This window comes from Paraburkholderia strydomiana (assembly GCF_046030495.1).
Classification (GTDB): domain Bacteria; phylum Pseudomonadota; class Gammaproteobacteria; order Burkholderiales; family Burkholderiaceae; genus Paraburkholderia; species Paraburkholderia strydomiana_A.
Window position 1 is genome coordinate 43,088 of record NZ_JAQQCJ010000037.1, and the last position, 14,354, is coordinate 57,441.

Sequence of the window (14,354 nt, forward strand, 5' to 3'; positions counted from 1 at the left end):
GGAAGTATAAATGCGTACCGATTGTTGAATGGGTGCGAGCCGTGGCGTCGAAACAGGGGATGGGTCTTTTTCAGGTGAGCGGGGAGCCGTATGACATCGGCTATCGGCTGGGTGAAATCGCGAGGCCGGTGTTCGCCGGGTACATGGAGCAGAGCACCGCGTGGCACGCGGTCCGGCACTGGCGCGGCGAGCCGTTCGTGCAGACGCTACGTGATGCGGCCCGCGCGCACTATCCGGCGTTGCTGGCCGAACTCGACGGCATGGCGGCGGCGCTGGACTGGCCCGCGCAAGACCTGTTTCTCTGGAACTGCCGCGGCGAACTGATCCATCACGCACCGGACGGTTGCACCACGCTGGCGGCTGTAGCGGGCGACCAGCGTTTCATCGCGCATAACGAAGACGGCGACCCCTTTCTGCGCGAGCGCTGTGCACTGGTCGAGGTCCGGCCTGCCGGCAAGCCCGGCTTCGTGAGCTTCTATTACCCTGGGTCGCTGCCCGGACACACCTTCGCTGCGAGCCGCGCTGGTATCGCGCAGGCAATCAATAATCTGCGCATTCGCGAGCCCGCTGCCGGCGTGCCCCGGATGATCCTCGCCCGAGCCGTGCTCGACGCCGGTTCGCTCGACGAAGCGTTGCACATGCTGCGCACCGTGCCGGCGGCGAGCGGTTTTCATCACACGCTCGCTTGTGCGGGCGACGCGCGGCTCTTCAGCGTCGAAGCTAGCGCGCGGCGCTGCTCAGTACAAAGCGTGTCCGGACTCGCCGGCCACGCAAATCACATGATTCATACGGGCTGCGAAGCCGAAGCGCAAATCGTCACGGATTCATCGCGTGATAGGCAATTGCGTGTCGATGCCTTGCTGCCCACGCTCGTCACGCCCATGCAACCCGCCGCGTTGCTCGACGTGCTGCATGATCGCGCGCCATCGGGTCTGCCAATCTACCGCGACGATCCGCGCGATCCCGACGACGAAAACACGCTTGCCACTGCGCTCTTCGAGATCGGTGACGCGGGTGTGTCGATGAAAGTCTATCGGCAGGCGCACTGCGCATTCGACACCTTCATCGCTCGCGCAATTACGAGGAACTGAAAATCATGTCAACCGTCTTTCATCGTTCACCGAAGCAATCTCTGCCGGTCGCTGTCGCGGGCGACGGCATCGAAATCGTCGATTCAGCCGGCAAGCGTTATATCGACGCGTCCGGCGGCGCAGCCGTGTCCTGTCTCGGCCACAGCAATCAGCGGGTAATCGACGCAATCAAACGCCAGTCGCAACAGCTGCCGTACGCACACACGTCGTTCTTCACCACCGAGCCCGCTGAGGAGCTTGCCGACTATCTGGTGGCGCGCGCACCGGCCGGGCTCGAACATGTGTACTTCGTGTCGGGCGGGTCGGAGGCGATCGAGGCGGCGCTGAAACTGGCGCGTCAGTACTTCGTCGAGAAGGGCGAAACGCAGCGCCGCCATTTCATCGCGCGTCGCCAGAGCTATCACGGTAATACGCTGGGGGCGCTCGCGATCGGCGGCAATGCATGGCGGCGCGAGCCGTTTCTGCCGATCCTGATCGAAGCGCATCACGTGAGCCCCTGTTACGCGTACCGCGAGCAGCGCGCCGACGAAACCGAAGCGGCCTTCGCACAACGGCTTGCCGACGAACTCGAGCAGAAGATTCTCGAACTCGGCGCCGATACGGTGGCCGCGTTCGTCGCGGAAACGGTGGTGGGCGCGACCGCCGGCGCAGTGCCGCCGGTGCGCGAGTACTTCCGCAAGATTCGCGCGGTGTGCGATCGTTATGGGGTCCTGCTGATTCTCGACGAGATCATGTCGGGCATGGGCCGCACCGGTTTCCTGTACGCGTGCGAAGAGGACGGCGTCGCACCGGATCTGCTGACTATCGCGAAGGGGCTCGGCGCCGGGTATCAGCCGATCGGCGCGACGCTCGTGAGCGAGCGGATCTATCAGACGATCGTCGGCGGCTCGGGCTTCTTTCAGCATGGTCACACGTATATCGGCCACGCCACCGCGTGCGCGGCGGCGCTCGAAGTGCAGCGCGTGATCGCCGAAGATGGGCTATTGCCCAACGTGCAGGCGCGCGGCGAGCAGTTGCGCGGCCGGCTGCGCGAGCACTACGCGCAGCACGCGCATATCGGCGACGTGCGCGGGCGAGGGCTGTTCGTCGGTGTCGAACTGGTCAGGGACCGCGCGAGCAAAACGCCATTCGACGCCGGGCTGAAACTGCACGCGGCGATCCGGCGTGAAGCGTTCACGCGGGGGTTGATGGTGTATCCGATGGGCGGCACCGTCGACGGCAAGATCGGCGATCATGTGCTGCTGGCGCCGCCGTTCATCTGCACCGAGCGCGACATCGACGAGATCGTCAGCCGGCTGGCCGACGCGATCGACGGCGCATTGTCCACTGTCTGAGCCTTTCGACTACACCGCCACCCGCGAGAACGATGATGACCGAGCGTTTGCCTCACTTCGACCAGTCCACCGCCACGCCTGAACAGAAGAGCGTGCTGGATGAAATTCTGTCCGGCCCGCGCGGCAATCTGAACGGGCCGTTTCTCGGCTGGATCCATAGCCCGGAACTCGCGCAGCAGGCGCAGCGCCTTGGCGCGTTCTGCCGCTACCGGACCGGCTTGCCGTTGCGTCTGTCGGAACTGGCGATTCTGGTGACCGCCGCACGTTGGCAGGCGCAGGCCGAGTGGTATATCCACTATCCGATCGCGCTCGAAGCAGGCGTGGCCGACGCGGACGCCGACGCGATCCGTCAAGGACGCCGCCCGGATTTCGCGGACGCCGACGACGCGCTGATTCACGACTTCGCGAGCGAGCTGTACGACACGAAGCGGGTGTCGGACGCGACCTATGTGAAGGCGGTCGACAGATTCGGGCATCAGGTGGTGATCAACCTGGTGGGCCTGCTCGGCTACTACGCGCTCGTTGCGATGACGCTGAACGTGTTCGGCATGCGGGCACTGGGGCAGGAGAGTTTGCCGTTCGCCGAGTAGGCGGCGCAGAGAGGGAGCTGGCGCGAGAGGCTTCTCACGCGACAACTTGGGTTAATCCTGCCAGCTGCGCTGGCGCCACACGCCACACAGCACACAATACGAAACGCCCCGGCTGCGAATTTCGCAACCGGGGCGTTTCTCCGCCTACCGCTACAACCTTACCTGCCGTGCCACTGCGTGACGCCACGGCCCTCGCGGCCCTGCGCCTTACTGCCCGCGATACGTCGAAAACAGACGTTGCTGCACCGAAGACGGCGCGCCGGCTGCGGACGAGCCGCCGCTCACCCCGCCGACGTCCTTCGAACCTTGTGCCGAGGCAAGCGTTGCTGCGTCACCTTGCGGCACCGTCTTCGGATACTCGGTGTCGTTCTGATACACCAGGCCCGCTTTTTGCGCTGCGACGAGTTCGCTGCGCACCTGCGCGCGCGTAACCGGACCGTTGGACTGCTGGGCGAAAGAAACAGCCGGGACGATGAGAGCGGATGCAATGACCACTGCGGAAAGAAGCGATTTCATGATGACCTCCAAGATATTCGATTGTTGAGAGATCGGTTTGGAATCACCAGGCCCGATCCGTTGAAACAAGTCTATTTCTTACGAGGTCGGCAAAAAAGAGCGTTTGCCAGGAAAAATTATTACGGATTTTGATGTAATGCAGAACATGGTTTCCGCGCGCTCGACCGGTGGATCGTCACGACGCTGGCACACGTAAGCGCCTATGATGAAGTTCGGTCCACGCCCGCGCCTGCAGCGCCGCGCGACACGCCCGAAGGAAGTCTCCCAGGAGACGACCGATGCCTGAGCCGCGAAACATCCGGGCGAGACCGTCGCGGCGGGCATCATCTTCGGTCGGCAAGCGCGCGAAGCAGGGCACCCAACAGGAGAGAGCAATGAAGCGCAAGGCATCGGCAGTCTGGCAAGGCGGCCTGCAAGACGGCAAAGGCTCGATTTCCACCGACAGCGGCGTCCTCAAGGAGACCCAGTACTCGTTTTCGACGCGCTTCGCGGACGGCATCGGCACGAATCCGGAAGAGCTGATCGCGGCTGCGCATGCGGGTTGTTTCTCGATGGCGTTGTCGGCTGAACTGGGCAAGGCCGGCATCACACCCGAACGCATCGGCACCACGGCAACCGTCACGCTCGACAAGGACGGCGGCGGCTTTACGATCACCGCGGTGCATCTCGACGTGGCGGTGAAAATTCCCGGTGGCGATAAAGCCGCGTTCGAAAAGGCCACCGCGGATGCGAAGGCGGGTTGTCCGGTGTCCAAGGTGTTGAACGCGACGATCACCATGGACGCGAAGCTCGAAACCTGAGTTCTCGCGCCCGTTTCTGCCGGTTTCCGGCAGGCGCCGCGTGACGAAGCCGGTGAGCGGGCCAAGCCCGCCGCCGGCTTTTTTGCGCGCCGCCCGGCATCCCGTCTAGCTGCCCTTGCCGCTTCTTACGAAAACGCGGCCTTGATTTGTTGAACGGTTAGTCATAATATCCAGCCCATGAAGCAATCGGGCCATCTCAAGCAATCCGCGAAAAAAGGCGGCGACGTGTGTACGCGGGGCCGGCCGCGCGAGTTCGACACGGACACCGTGCTAAAGAGCGCGAGCCAGGTGTTCTGGAACCACGGCTACCATGCGACGTCGATCGACGACCTCTGTAAAGCCACGGGCCTCTTGCGCGGCAGTCTGTACGGCGTGTTCGGCGACAAGCACGGCATCATGCTCGCCGCGCTGGATCACTACGCGGAAGGTTCGGTCGCGCGGCTCGCCGAGCGGCTGAACGCGCCGGTACCGGCCGAAGAGGCGCTGCGCAACGCCTTACTGCATTACGCGCGGGTCGCGTGCGCGCTGACGGGCGAACGCAGTTGCTTCATCACCAACACCACCCTGGAAATGCAGCCGGGCGACGAGGAACTGCGCACCCGCGTCGCGGCGATTCAGCGCCGTATGGCGACGCTGCTGGCAGCGTCCGTGATTCGCGGCCAGGCGAGCGGCGCATTCAACTCGACGCTCGATGAAAAAGCCGTCGGCGATTTTCTGCTGTGCGTGATGCAAGGTCTGCGCGTGTTGGGGCGGGTCGCCCACAAGGAAGACGCGCTCCTCGGAATAGTGGACGTCGCGATGCGCGCACTCGTCTAAATTTTTTTGCCAAATTATTGAACGGTCAGTCATGAATAGAGATGCGATCAAGTCTGCTCCAACGGCACTCGTCGGATGCGCCAGCGGCGGCACGGGCGTCGTGACGTGCCCCGGTGCGGTGGCGGCCGGCATGGCGGCCGCCACCGGATCGGCTGCGGCTGCGGCATCGGCGTCGGCTGCGGAAAAAGCCGCGCCGCGCTTCGAGCGCCAGGGCCTCGCGCTGGCCGTGCTGTTCGTCGGCGCTTTCCTTGCGCCACTCGACTATTTCATCGTCAACCTCGCGCTGCCGTCGATCCACACCGGCCTGAACGCCAGCGACGCGCAATTGCAACTGGTGGTGTCCGCCTACGCGTCCGCGTACGCCGTACTGCTGATCACCGGCGGACGCCTCGGCGATCTGTACGGGCGCCGCCGCATGTTCATGACGGGCATGGCGGCCTTCGTGATCGCGTCGGCATTGTGCGGCTTTGCGACCAGCGGCCATATGCTGGTGATCGCGCGGATCGTGCAGGGCATCGCGGCGGCGGTGATGGCACCGCAAGTGCTCGCGACCATTCGCGCGGTCGTGCCGCTGCATCAGCAGACCAAGGTGATGAGTCTGTATGGCTTCGTATTCGGGCTGTCGTCGATCGTCGGGCAGCTAGGCGGCGGCGCGCTGATCACGTATCACCCGTTTGGGCTCGACTGGCGCATCATCTTCCTGATCAATATTCCGATCGGGATTGCGGCGTTTCTCGGCACGTGGAAGTTCGTGCCGGAGAATCAACCGGCCACGCGCACCGGCATCGACGTGAAGGGTGTCGCGCTGTTGTCCGCGGTGCTGCTGCTGATCATCTACCCGATGACGCATGGCCGCGAAGCCGGCTGGCCCGCATGGACCTTCGCGATGTTCGCGCTCGCGGTTCCCGCGTTCGCGCTGTTCGTGGCGACCGAGCGCCGCGTGGAGCGCGGCGGGGGCCATCCGCTGGTGGATCTGCAACTGTTCCGCAATCGGGCCTTCGCACTGGGGCTCGTGCTCGCGTTCCTGTTCTACTGCAATAGCGCGTTCTTCCTCACCTACGGCATTTTCCTGCAGACAGGTTTGCATTGGACGCCGCTCGCCTCCGGCATGGCGATCATGCCGTTCGCGCTCGGCTTCGTGGTCGGGCCGCTGACGTCGCCCGCCGTGGTCAAGCGCATCGGCGGCCATGTGCTGACGCTCGGTTTTTCGATGATGACGGTCGGCTTCACGGTCACCGGCTGGTCGGCCACGCAATCGGCCACACCGGACCTGCTGTTCTATTGCGGGCTCGTATGCGCCGGCGTCGGTCACGGCTTGCTGCTGCCGTCGATCATGCGCATCGTGCTGCTCGAAGTCGTGCCGGAGAAGGCGGGGCTGGCCTCAGGCGTGGTGTCGTCGACGCTGCAGATCGGTTCGGCGTTCGGCACGGCGGCCATCAGCGGCGCGTTCTTCGGCGCGATCGGCGGCAGCGCGGCGCCCGCCGCGTACGCGCAGGCGTTTCAGATCAGCCTGGCGATCAATGCGCTGCTGATGTTCGTCTGCATCGGTTTGAGCGTGCTTCTGGTGCGCCATCAGCAACTGGCGCTATACCGTTCGGTGCAACCGGTTTGAAAATCCGCGACTGGTAATCGTTTTCAACGGGTGGTTTACCGGCATTATCGTGCACGTTTAAACAAAAACATAAATAGAAGCCGGCTTATTTACCGGTGAGTTACCCGTTCACAGGTAACTCTTATTTCCGTGAAACTGGTGCGACATTTGGCAGCGCTTTAGATATGAAGAATGCGAGGCGCATTTTCTACTGCGCCCGGGTTCGCCCGCGGTAAATGGTGCCATCGTGCGGTGCCGCATGGGGTCGGGGTTGCGGCGATGTTCAGGGATTTTCCTGGTTTCGAAGCGCGCAGGTCAGGATGGAAGGACATTTCAGCGACGCTGAAAACGGTATGTCTAAAAAGAACTTGCCGCAGTTAATTTCGATTGTTAATCTTGGCACACTTTAGAGACTTCCCTCAGTAGGTCTAATGTCGAGAATCCCGGCGCAATGACTTAATCACGCTCAACGGTTCCGTAGGGGAAACAAAATGCTAACCGCTACCATTGACGCACTCCAGACACCACCCACCGCGAGTTACGGCGTGGGCGATGTCGTGACGTTGAAGGACGGGGGTCCACGCATGACCGTGACCTATTCAGGTCCGGTCGCGCTGAATCCCGGCGACTGGCTGATCTGCGAGTGGTTCGACGAATACGGCGAACTGCGCCGCGAGATGTTCGCGCCCGCGAACGTCCGTGCCGAACCTCGCTCGATTCCGGCCGGCTCCGTGCGCTGGCAACAGATTGGCCGCGCGGCTTGAATCCAGCTGAATGAAGCACGCGGCGGCCGTCATGCGGCCGCCTGTTCGGCTATCCACGTCCGGCCGCCGTTGGCTATCCAGCCTGGCAGGCTGGGCGCATCGAAAGAATCAACTCTCTGCATCGTCTCGCACCGAGGCGCGTTTGTGCACGCGCAGCATCAGCGCTGACGAGAACGCTCGCATCCGCATGGTTTTGCGCGTCTGCAGCACTTCCCCCGCGAGGTTTTTCGGCGGGTTCGGCTGCAACGACCAGTAGAGCGCAAGCAGCCAGCCCAGCACGGTCCAGCCCAGACAGGCGTTGAACAGCGCCAGCGTCAGGGCGTCGTGACGCTTGCGCCGGTCCGCGAGAACCGCCGGCAGAAAGTACAGCGCCAGCGCGAACCCCGCGGCGATGATCTGGACGAGCATGTTGCCAGCCACGAACAACTCCGATGCGCGATGCATGCCACGATTGTCGCGCGAATGTTTCGTTTGCGCAGCGGGGTTACTCGGGAGGTGCAGCGCGGGACGCCGTGTGGTCGTCAAAGGGTTCAGCCGATCGTGCATCAGGATTATCATGGTCGTTTCGACCGAACGGAACCGCCAGGACCGCCATCATGATCTCCGACGATACGACCCAGCAGGCTCAACGCATCAATCCCGACACGCTTCGCGAATTCGTGGACCGCAAGTGGAACGACGAGATCGTCCCCGCGTTGACGGACTACATCGCGGTGCCGGCCAAGAGCCCGGCCTTCGATCCTGATTGGGCCAAACACGGTTACCTGGAACGCGTGATCACCGACGCCGCGCAATGGGCCGAGCAGCAGCCGGTGCGCGGTCTGAAGCTCGAAGTCATCCGCCTGCCCGGGCGCACGCCGGTCATTTTCTTCGAATCCGCCGCGACCCGCTCGGGCAGCGAAGAAACCATCGTGCTGTACGGCCACCTCGACAAGCAGCCCGAGTTCGACGGCTGGCGCAACGACCTCGGCCCCTGGACGCCGAAGTTCGAGAACGGCAAGCTCTACGGCCGTGGCGGCGCCGACGACGGCTACGCGATCTACGCGAGCATCACGGCGCTCGCCGCTCTCGACGCGCAAGGCATCGAGCGTCCGCGTTGCGTCGGTCTGATCGAAACCTGCGAGGAATCGGGCAGCTACGATCTGCTGCCGTACGTCGACGCGCTGCGCGAGCGGCTCGGCAAGGTCGGCCTCGTCGTGTGCCTGGACTCGGGCGCGGGCAATTACGATCAACTGTGGCTCACTACGTCGCTGCGAGGCCTTGTCGCCGGTGACCTCGAAGTGCAGGTGCTCGACGAAGGCATTCACTCGGGCGGTTACGGCGGCATCGCGCCGTCGAGCTTTCGCATCATGCGGCAACTGTTCGACCGGCTCGAAGATGCCGCCAACGGCACGCTGCTGCCGAAGGGTTTCCATAGTCCGATCCCTGCGGACCGTCTGCGTGAAGCGGAAGCCACCGCGCAAATTCTCGGCGACGATGTCTGGAAGAAACTGCCGTGGGCCTGCGGCCAGGACGGCCGCCAGGTGCTGCCCACCACTACCGATCCGCAAGAGGCCTTGCTCAATTCGACGTGGCGCCCTTCGCTGTCGGTGACGGGCGCGGCCGGCTTGCCCGCGCTCGCCGACGCGGGCAATGTGCTGCGTCCGCGCACCGCGTTCAAGCTGTCGCTGCGTCTGCCGCCGCTGATCGAAGCGGAAAAGGCCGTCGCCGAATTGAAGGCGCTGCTTGAACTCGATCCGCCGTACAACGCGAAAGTGACGTTCAAGCCCGACGCCGGTGCGGCGAGCGGCTGGAACGCGCCGGACCTCGCGCCGTGGCTGGCCACGGCGCTCAACGACGCGTCGCGCCGGCACTACGGCGCGGACGTTGCGTACATGGGGCAGGGCGGCACCATTCCGCTGATGAACGTGCTGAAGGCGGGTTTCCCCAAGTCGCAGTTCATGGTGTGCGGCGTGCTCGGGCCGAAGTCGAACGCGCATGGCCCGAACGAGTTCCTGCACGTGCCGTACGGCAAGAAGCTCACGGCCGCGGTGGCGGAAGTGATTGCCGCTGCGCCCTGAGCGCGGTCCGGCCGCTTGCTCGACTCGTCGAAAGAGAGTGAGCGGCATCCCATCGCTTGCGATTTTCCTGAACCGACTCATTGATGACCGATAACCAGACTGCCCGTCCCGCCACCCTCCGGATTCCGGCCGATCAATTGCATGCCTACGTGACGGCGATCTGGGTGCAGGCGGGCAGCACGCCGCGCGAAGCGGCGCTCGTCGCGGATCATCTGGTGGCGGCGAATCTGACCGGACACGACTCGCATGGCGTCGGCATGATCCCGCGCTATGTCGCGTCGCTCGCCGACGCGCAACTGCAACTGAACCTGCATGCCGAAGTGGTGAAGGATGCGGGCGCGGTGCTGACCGTCGAAGGCGGCAAGGGCTTCGGCCAGGTGGTTGCGTTCGAGGCGATGGAGTGGGGCATCGAGCGCGCCAAACGTCTCGGCATCTGCGCTATCGGCTTGCGCGGCGCGCATCACATCGGCCGCATCGGTCATTGGGCCGAACAGTGCGCGCGCGCCGGGCTCGTGTCGTTCCACTTCGTCAACGTCGCGGGCGATCCGCTCGTCGCGCCGTTCGGCGGCGCGGACCGGCGCATCGGCACGAATCCGTTCTGCGCGGCTTATCCGCGGCCCGGCAAGCCGCCGCTCGTGCTCGACTTCGCGACGAGCACGGTGGCCTACGGCAAGACGCGCGTCGCGTACAACCAGGGCAAGCATGTGCCGCCCGGCGCGTTGATCGATCACGCAGGGTTTCCCACGCTCGAACCGAAGGTCATGCACGAAGAACCGTTCGGCTCGCTGACGCCGTTCGGCGGTCACAAGGGCTTTGGGCTCGCGGCGATGTGCGAGATTTTCGGCGGCGCGCTGTCCGGCGGCTTCACGACGCACACGGAAACGCTCGGCACGACCAACGCGATCATCAACTGCATGCTGTCGGTGATCATCGATCCCGCCGCCTTCGACGCCCCCGACGCGCAAGCCGAAGCCGATGCGTTCATCGAGTGGGTGAAGGCCTCGCCGCTGGCGGCGGGCACCGATCGTATCTACGAACCTGGCGAGCCCGAGCGCGTGACACGCGCACAACGCGAAGCCGAAGGCATCCCGGTCGACCCCGCCACGTGGACACAGATTCACGAGGCGGCGCTGGCGGTCGGCATGAGCGAAGAAAAGGCGGGGCGCTGGTCTACCTGCTTGCGGTAAAGGGGAGGCGGCATGCGCCGACCCGGCATCGTGCGCATGAGGCGGTTGTGGCTCATTGCAGCGGCTCTCTATCCCTGCCGTTCATGTTTGAATATGCATATTGGCTATAGAAACCGACATGCAAAAAATAATAAAGAGCAAACATGACAGAGCTTTAATATCGATTGCATTTTCCCATCGACCCGTATTTATTTTTATTCACCTGACTCAGCAAAAAATGCCGATTTGTTTGCTCGCTAATTAACTGGCGCAGCACGCCGTTTTCCACAGTTTTTTTGCCCATTTACGGTGCGCAAGCGTTTGCGCGTGCCGGTATTTCACAATCGCGCTGTCCACCCGTCTAGTCGCTGCCGGCGCGGCTTCTACACCGGTTTGCATCCATCTGTTAGTTACCCCGCTCCCATCCGATTCCGGTCTGTTTTAGGCTCGCATTGCAATGCCCGTGTTTAACCCTAAAGGACCGATCAAAATGAATCTGCATAACCACCACGCCTGTCGTCCGTTCCTCGAAGCGGGCAATCTTTCGCAAATCTCCGCTTACTACGAAGAAGGCCGCAACGTCATGTGGATGATGCTGCGCGCCCAACCGCGTCCCTGTTTCAATCTCGATCTGGTGCACGATATTCTGGGGCTCGCGCAGGAGGCGCGAGACTCCGGTTTGCCGATCGATTTCTGGGTCACCGGTTCGTTGATTCCGACCATGTACAACGTCGGCGGCGATCTCGACTTCTTCGCCGAGACGATTCGCGCCGGCAAGCGCCAGGCGCTGATGGCCTATGCGCGGTCCTGCGTCGATTGCGTGCACGCGGCGGCGAGAGGTTTCGATACCGGGGCGATTTCGATTGCGATGGTGGAGGGCTCGGCGCTCGGTGGGGGCTTCGAGGCCGCGCTGGCGCATCATTTCCTGCTTGCGCAGAAAGACGCGCGCATGGGCTTTCCGGAGATCGCATTCAATCTGTTCCCGGGCATGGGCGGTTATTCGCTGGTCGCGCGCAAGGCAGGTATGCGTCTCGCCGAGGAACTGATCGGCGTCGGCGAATCCCATACGGCGGAATGGCACTTCGGCAAGGGCCTGGTCGACCAGTTGTTCGAGCCGGGTGAAGCCTATCTGGCCACGCGCACCTTCATCGACACCTTGAAGCCGAAGATGAACGGCATCCGCGCGATGCTGCGGACGCGTCAGCGCGTGCTGCAACTCTCGCGTGCCGAGCTGATGGAAATTACCGAGGATTGGGTCAACGCCGCCTTCACGATCGACGAGAAGGACCTCGCGTTCATGGAGCGGCTGGTGATGCTGCAGAACCGCCGCCGTACGTCGAATCTCCGTCAGGCGGCGCCGAGCGCGGCCGATTTCGCCTGAACCGACCCGGCTCGTCATTGCGTCGAGCCGGCGCGGAAGCTCAGGCGATCAGTCTGAGTTTCTGCCTGTCCTGCAACCAGCGTTCGAATTCGGCGGCGGGCATGGCCTGCCCATACAGGAAGCCCTGCACGTAATCGACGCCGAGCCCCTTCATGAACATTTCTTCGGATTCGGTCTCGATGCCTTCGGCGACCACCTTGAAGTCCAGCTCCTGCGCGACCGCCACCATCGAGCGCACCAGCGCCTGCGCTTTGGTGTCGGCATTGATCGAGCGCACGAAGCTGCGGTCGAGCTTGATGACGTCGAGCGGAATGCGGCCCAGTTGCGACAGCGACGAATAGCCGGTGCCGAAGTCGTCCAGATGCACCTGCGCGCCGAGCTGGCGGAACTGCTTGATCAGATCGATCGCGGCCGCTTCGTCCTCGATCAGGCAGCTCTCGGTGAGTTCGAGGTCGATCAGGCAGGGATCGAGATTCGCATGCTGCAACGCCTCGGTGAAATGCCGGACGACGGCGGTGTCGACCAGTTGCCGCGCCGACACGTTGATCGCGATGCGCAGGTTGTAGCCAGCCGCTTTCCAGCGGGCGGCCTGCTTCGCGGCGGTTTCCATGACCCAGCGACCCAGCACGCCGATCAGCCCGGACTCTTCAGCATAACGGATGAATTCAGCGGGCATGATCTGCCCGCGCTCCGGCGAATTCCAGCGCACCAGTGCCTCGGCGCCCTGCACGATGCCGGTGGCGAGCGACAGCTTGGGCTGGTAATGCAGCGTCAGCTGGCCTTCATCGAGTCCGCGCCGCAGGTTGGTGTCGAGCCACATGTACTCGGCGACCCGGCGGTTCATGTCCGCCGAAAACACGCGGTGGGTGCGCTTGCCTTCGTCCTTGGCGACGTACATGGCGGTGTCGGCCGAACGGATCAGCGACTCGAGACTGTCGCCGTGTTCCGGATAGCGCGCGATGCCGATCGAGCAGCCGGTGTACACCTCGACGAGCCCGACCGCGAACGGCGTGCGCATGCGTTCGAGAATGCGTTGCGCAGTGGCTTCGAGCCCGTGCGCGGTGCCTTTGGCGGCGAGCACGATGAATTCGTCGCCGCCCAGGCGCGCGAGCGCGTCGCCTTCGTTCAGGCAGGTGCTGATGGCCGCCGATACGTCGCTGATCAGGCGGTCGCCGAACACGTGGCCATAGTGATCGTTGACCTTCTTGAAGTTGTCGAGATCGAGGAACAGCACGCCGATCGCTTCGTTCGGGCCGGCTTCTTCGATGGCCGCGCGGATCTTGTCCTGGATCGCGTTGCGATTGGCCAGGCCGGTGAGCGAGTCGGTATTGGCGAGTTCGGTGAGCCGGTCCTGCGCGAGCCGTTGCTCGGTGATATCCGTGCCGGAGCAGATCAGGAACTGTTCTTCGACGCCGCTGCCGCTCTGGACGAATTTATTGCGGAACAGAAACAGCCGTTCGCCATGCACCGTTTTAATGCGCCGTTCGACTTCGTACGACACGCCGCGATTGAAGAAGCCCGCGATGTTCTGACTGGACGCCACGCCGTCTTCGGACGACATGAACAGCGCCCACACGTTACGGCCGATGATGTTCTCTTCCTTGACCCCGGTGAGTTCTTCGGCGAGGCGGTTAAAGCGCTGTATCCGGCCGTGCCGGTCGACGATGACCACGACCGAATTGACTTCGGAGACCACCTGCTCGGCGAATGAGAGGCTGTGAACCAGGTCGCGGGCGACGGATTCGGTGTCGTCGTAGGCCGAGGCGGTGCCGCCCCACGTGTTGCCGCTGAGCTTTTTCCCGACGAGATGCAGGCGCAACGGTTCGCCGAACATGCGCACGTCGACGACAATGTGCGAGGTTGCGCCGGTGAGGCAGCGGATTTGCGACGCCTGTTGAGGATTCAGCGCAATGGCGACGTTCGCAGGCGCATCGCCGTTGACGGGCGTGAGTTCGAGTGCGTTGCTGTCGGTCGACAGACGCCAGCAAGGGCTGCTTGTGCCGAACTGGGCATAAAGCACCTGGTCGTGTTGGTCGTCGTTCATGAGATCCCCGGGCGATGTCTGCCGGTTGTCCCCGTCAAGGCGCGAGGGGGCAGACAGTCTTTAACGTGCTTAAGACTGGCCACATTGTAGCGAAGCGGCGGAATTCGGGCTTATAAACATTAACGGTCGGGTGATCGTGTGCTTTAAGTTTGCTTTGGCGTGACTGGGGGCGCACGTGCACCTGCCCCCCCCCCCCCCCCC

General features: G+C 63.4%; 13 protein-coding genes. 10 read left to right on the plus strand and 3 right to left on the minus strand.

Annotated elements, in window-relative coordinates; translation table 11 throughout:
- Nucleotides 1-59: 59 nt before the first annotated feature.
- Genes PQQ53_RS32475 through PQQ53_RS32485 form a run of 3 tightly spaced genes read left to right on the plus strand, consistent with a single transcriptional unit; the run spans nt 60 to nt 3,015 of the window.
- Entirely contained in the window at nt 60-1,091 is a 1,032-nt protein-coding gene (locus tag PQQ53_RS32475; protein WP_408328664.1) for a C45 family autoproteolytic acyltransferase/hydrolase, read from the plus strand.
- A 5-nt stretch (nt 1,092-1,096) separates the two neighbouring features.
- A complete protein-coding gene (locus PQQ53_RS32480) occupies nt 1,097-2,425 on the plus strand; it encodes an aspartate aminotransferase family protein (RefSeq protein WP_408144846.1) in 1,329 nt (442 codons plus the stop codon).
- Between the two features lie 35 nt (nt 2,426-2,460).
- Nucleotides 2,461-3,015, plus strand: coding sequence for a carboxymuconolactone decarboxylase family protein (locus tag PQQ53_RS32485; RefSeq protein WP_408153321.1), 555 nt, complete (start codon nt 2,461-2,463; stop codon nt 3,013-3,015).
- A 207-nt stretch (nt 3,016-3,222) separates the two neighbouring features.
- On the opposite strand, the gene PQQ53_RS32490 is transcribed toward PQQ53_RS32485, so the two are convergent.
- A complete protein-coding gene (locus tag PQQ53_RS32490; RefSeq protein WP_408144850.1) occupies nt 3,223-3,531 on the minus strand; it encodes a DUF4148 domain-containing protein in 309 nt (102 codons plus the stop codon).
- 374 nt (nt 3,532-3,905) lie between these two features.
- Here PQQ53_RS32490 and PQQ53_RS32495 point away from each other — a divergent pair, with 374 nt between their 5' ends.
- The 4 genes from PQQ53_RS32495 to PQQ53_RS32510 all read left to right on the plus strand — a co-directional run bounded on the left by PQQ53_RS32495 (nt 3,906) and on the right by PQQ53_RS32510 (nt 7,502).
- Entirely contained in the window at nt 3,906-4,331 is a 426-nt protein-coding gene (locus PQQ53_RS32495; protein ID WP_028194665.1) for an OsmC family protein, read from the plus strand.
- Nucleotides 4,332-4,508: 177 nt separating this feature from the next.
- Nucleotides 4,509-5,147: a TetR/AcrR family transcriptional regulator gene (locus tag PQQ53_RS32500; RefSeq protein WP_408328667.1), complete on the plus strand. Its 639-nt coding sequence runs from the start codon at nt 4,509-4,511 to the stop codon at nt 5,145-5,147.
- Nucleotides 5,148-5,178: 31 nt separating this feature from the next.
- Nucleotides 5,179-6,759, plus strand: coding sequence for an MFS transporter (locus PQQ53_RS32505; protein ID WP_408328670.1), 1,581 nt, complete (start codon nt 5,179-5,181; stop codon nt 6,757-6,759).
- 470 nt (nt 6,760-7,229) lie between these two features.
- Complete coding sequence (locus tag PQQ53_RS32510) at nt 7,230-7,502, plus strand: YodC family protein (RefSeq protein WP_408328673.1); 273 nt, start codon at nt 7,230-7,232, stop codon at nt 7,500-7,502.
- 108 nt (nt 7,503-7,610) lie between these two features.
- On the opposite strand, the gene PQQ53_RS32515 is transcribed toward PQQ53_RS32510, so the two are convergent.
- Nucleotides 7,611-7,922 (minus strand): superinfection immunity protein, encoded by a 312-nt coding sequence (locus tag PQQ53_RS32515; RefSeq protein ID WP_408144860.1) that lies wholly within the window; start codon nt 7,920-7,922, stop codon nt 7,611-7,613.
- Between the two features lie 176 nt (nt 7,923-8,098).
- Between PQQ53_RS32515 and PQQ53_RS32520 the strand changes: the two genes are divergently transcribed.
- From PQQ53_RS32520 to PQQ53_RS32530, 3 genes are all read left to right on the plus strand, one after another.
- The gene (locus PQQ53_RS32520; RefSeq protein ID WP_408144862.1) at nt 8,099-9,562 is read left to right on the plus strand and encodes a M20 family metallopeptidase; all 1,464 of its coding nucleotides are present in this window, start codon (nt 8,099-8,101) and stop codon (nt 9,560-9,562) included.
- A gap of 83 nt (nt 9,563-9,645) precedes the next feature.
- On the plus strand, nt 9,646-10,749 hold the full coding sequence (locus tag PQQ53_RS32525) for a malate/lactate/ureidoglycolate dehydrogenase (protein WP_408144864.1): 1,104 nt from the start codon (nt 9,646-9,648) through the stop codon (nt 10,747-10,749).
- Between the two features lie 469 nt (nt 10,750-11,218).
- A complete protein-coding gene (locus tag PQQ53_RS32530) occupies nt 11,219-12,109 on the plus strand; it encodes a crotonase/enoyl-CoA hydratase family protein (protein WP_408328675.1) in 891 nt (296 codons plus the stop codon).
- Between the two features lie 40 nt (nt 12,110-12,149).
- Here the strand turns inward: PQQ53_RS32530 and pdeR are convergent, their stop codons facing one another.
- The gene (gene pdeR, locus PQQ53_RS32535) at nt 12,150-14,153 is read right to left on the minus strand and encodes a cyclic di-GMP phosphodiesterase (RefSeq protein WP_408328678.1); all 2,004 of its coding nucleotides are present in this window, start codon (nt 14,151-14,153) and stop codon (nt 12,150-12,152) included.
- Nucleotides 14,154-14,354: the final 201 nt, after the last annotated feature.

Excerpts from the sequence above, each read along its gene's own strand:
- PQQ53_RS32495 (WP_028194665.1), top strand. The coding sequence starts at position 3,906 with ATGAAGCGCAAGGCATCGGCAGTCTGGCAAGGCGGCCTGCAAGACGGC.
- pdeR (WP_408328678.1), bottom strand. The coding sequence starts at position 14,153 with ATGAACGACGACCAACACGACCAGGTGCTTTATGCCCAGTTCGGCACA.
- PQQ53_RS32475 (WP_408328664.1), top strand. The coding sequence starts at position 60 with ATGGGTCTTTTTCAGGTGAGCGGGGAGCCGTATGACATCGGCTATCGG.
- PQQ53_RS32505 (WP_408328670.1), top strand. The coding sequence starts at position 5,179 with ATGAATAGAGATGCGATCAAGTCTGCTCCAACGGCACTCGTCGGATGC.
- PQQ53_RS32480 (WP_408144846.1), top strand. The coding sequence starts at position 1,097 with ATGTCAACCGTCTTTCATCGTTCACCGAAGCAATCTCTGCCGGTCGCT.
- PQQ53_RS32525 (WP_408144864.1), top strand. The coding sequence starts at position 9,646 with ATGACCGATAACCAGACTGCCCGTCCCGCCACCCTCCGGATTCCGGCC.
- PQQ53_RS32530 (WP_408328675.1), top strand. The coding sequence starts at position 11,219 with ATGAATCTGCATAACCACCACGCCTGTCGTCCGTTCCTCGAAGCGGGC.
- PQQ53_RS32490 (WP_408144850.1), bottom strand. The coding sequence starts at position 3,531 with ATGAAATCGCTTCTTTCCGCAGTGGTCATTGCATCCGCTCTCATCGTC.
- PQQ53_RS32500 (WP_408328667.1), top strand. The coding sequence starts at position 4,509 with ATGAAGCAATCGGGCCATCTCAAGCAATCCGCGAAAAAAGGCGGCGAC.
- PQQ53_RS32510 (WP_408328673.1), top strand. The coding sequence starts at position 7,230 with ATGCTAACCGCTACCATTGACGCACTCCAGACACCACCCACCGCGAGT.
- PQQ53_RS32520 (WP_408144862.1), top strand. The coding sequence starts at position 8,099 with ATGATCTCCGACGATACGACCCAGCAGGCTCAACGCATCAATCCCGAC.
- PQQ53_RS32485 (WP_408153321.1), top strand. The coding sequence starts at position 2,461 with ATGACCGAGCGTTTGCCTCACTTCGACCAGTCCACCGCCACGCCTGAA.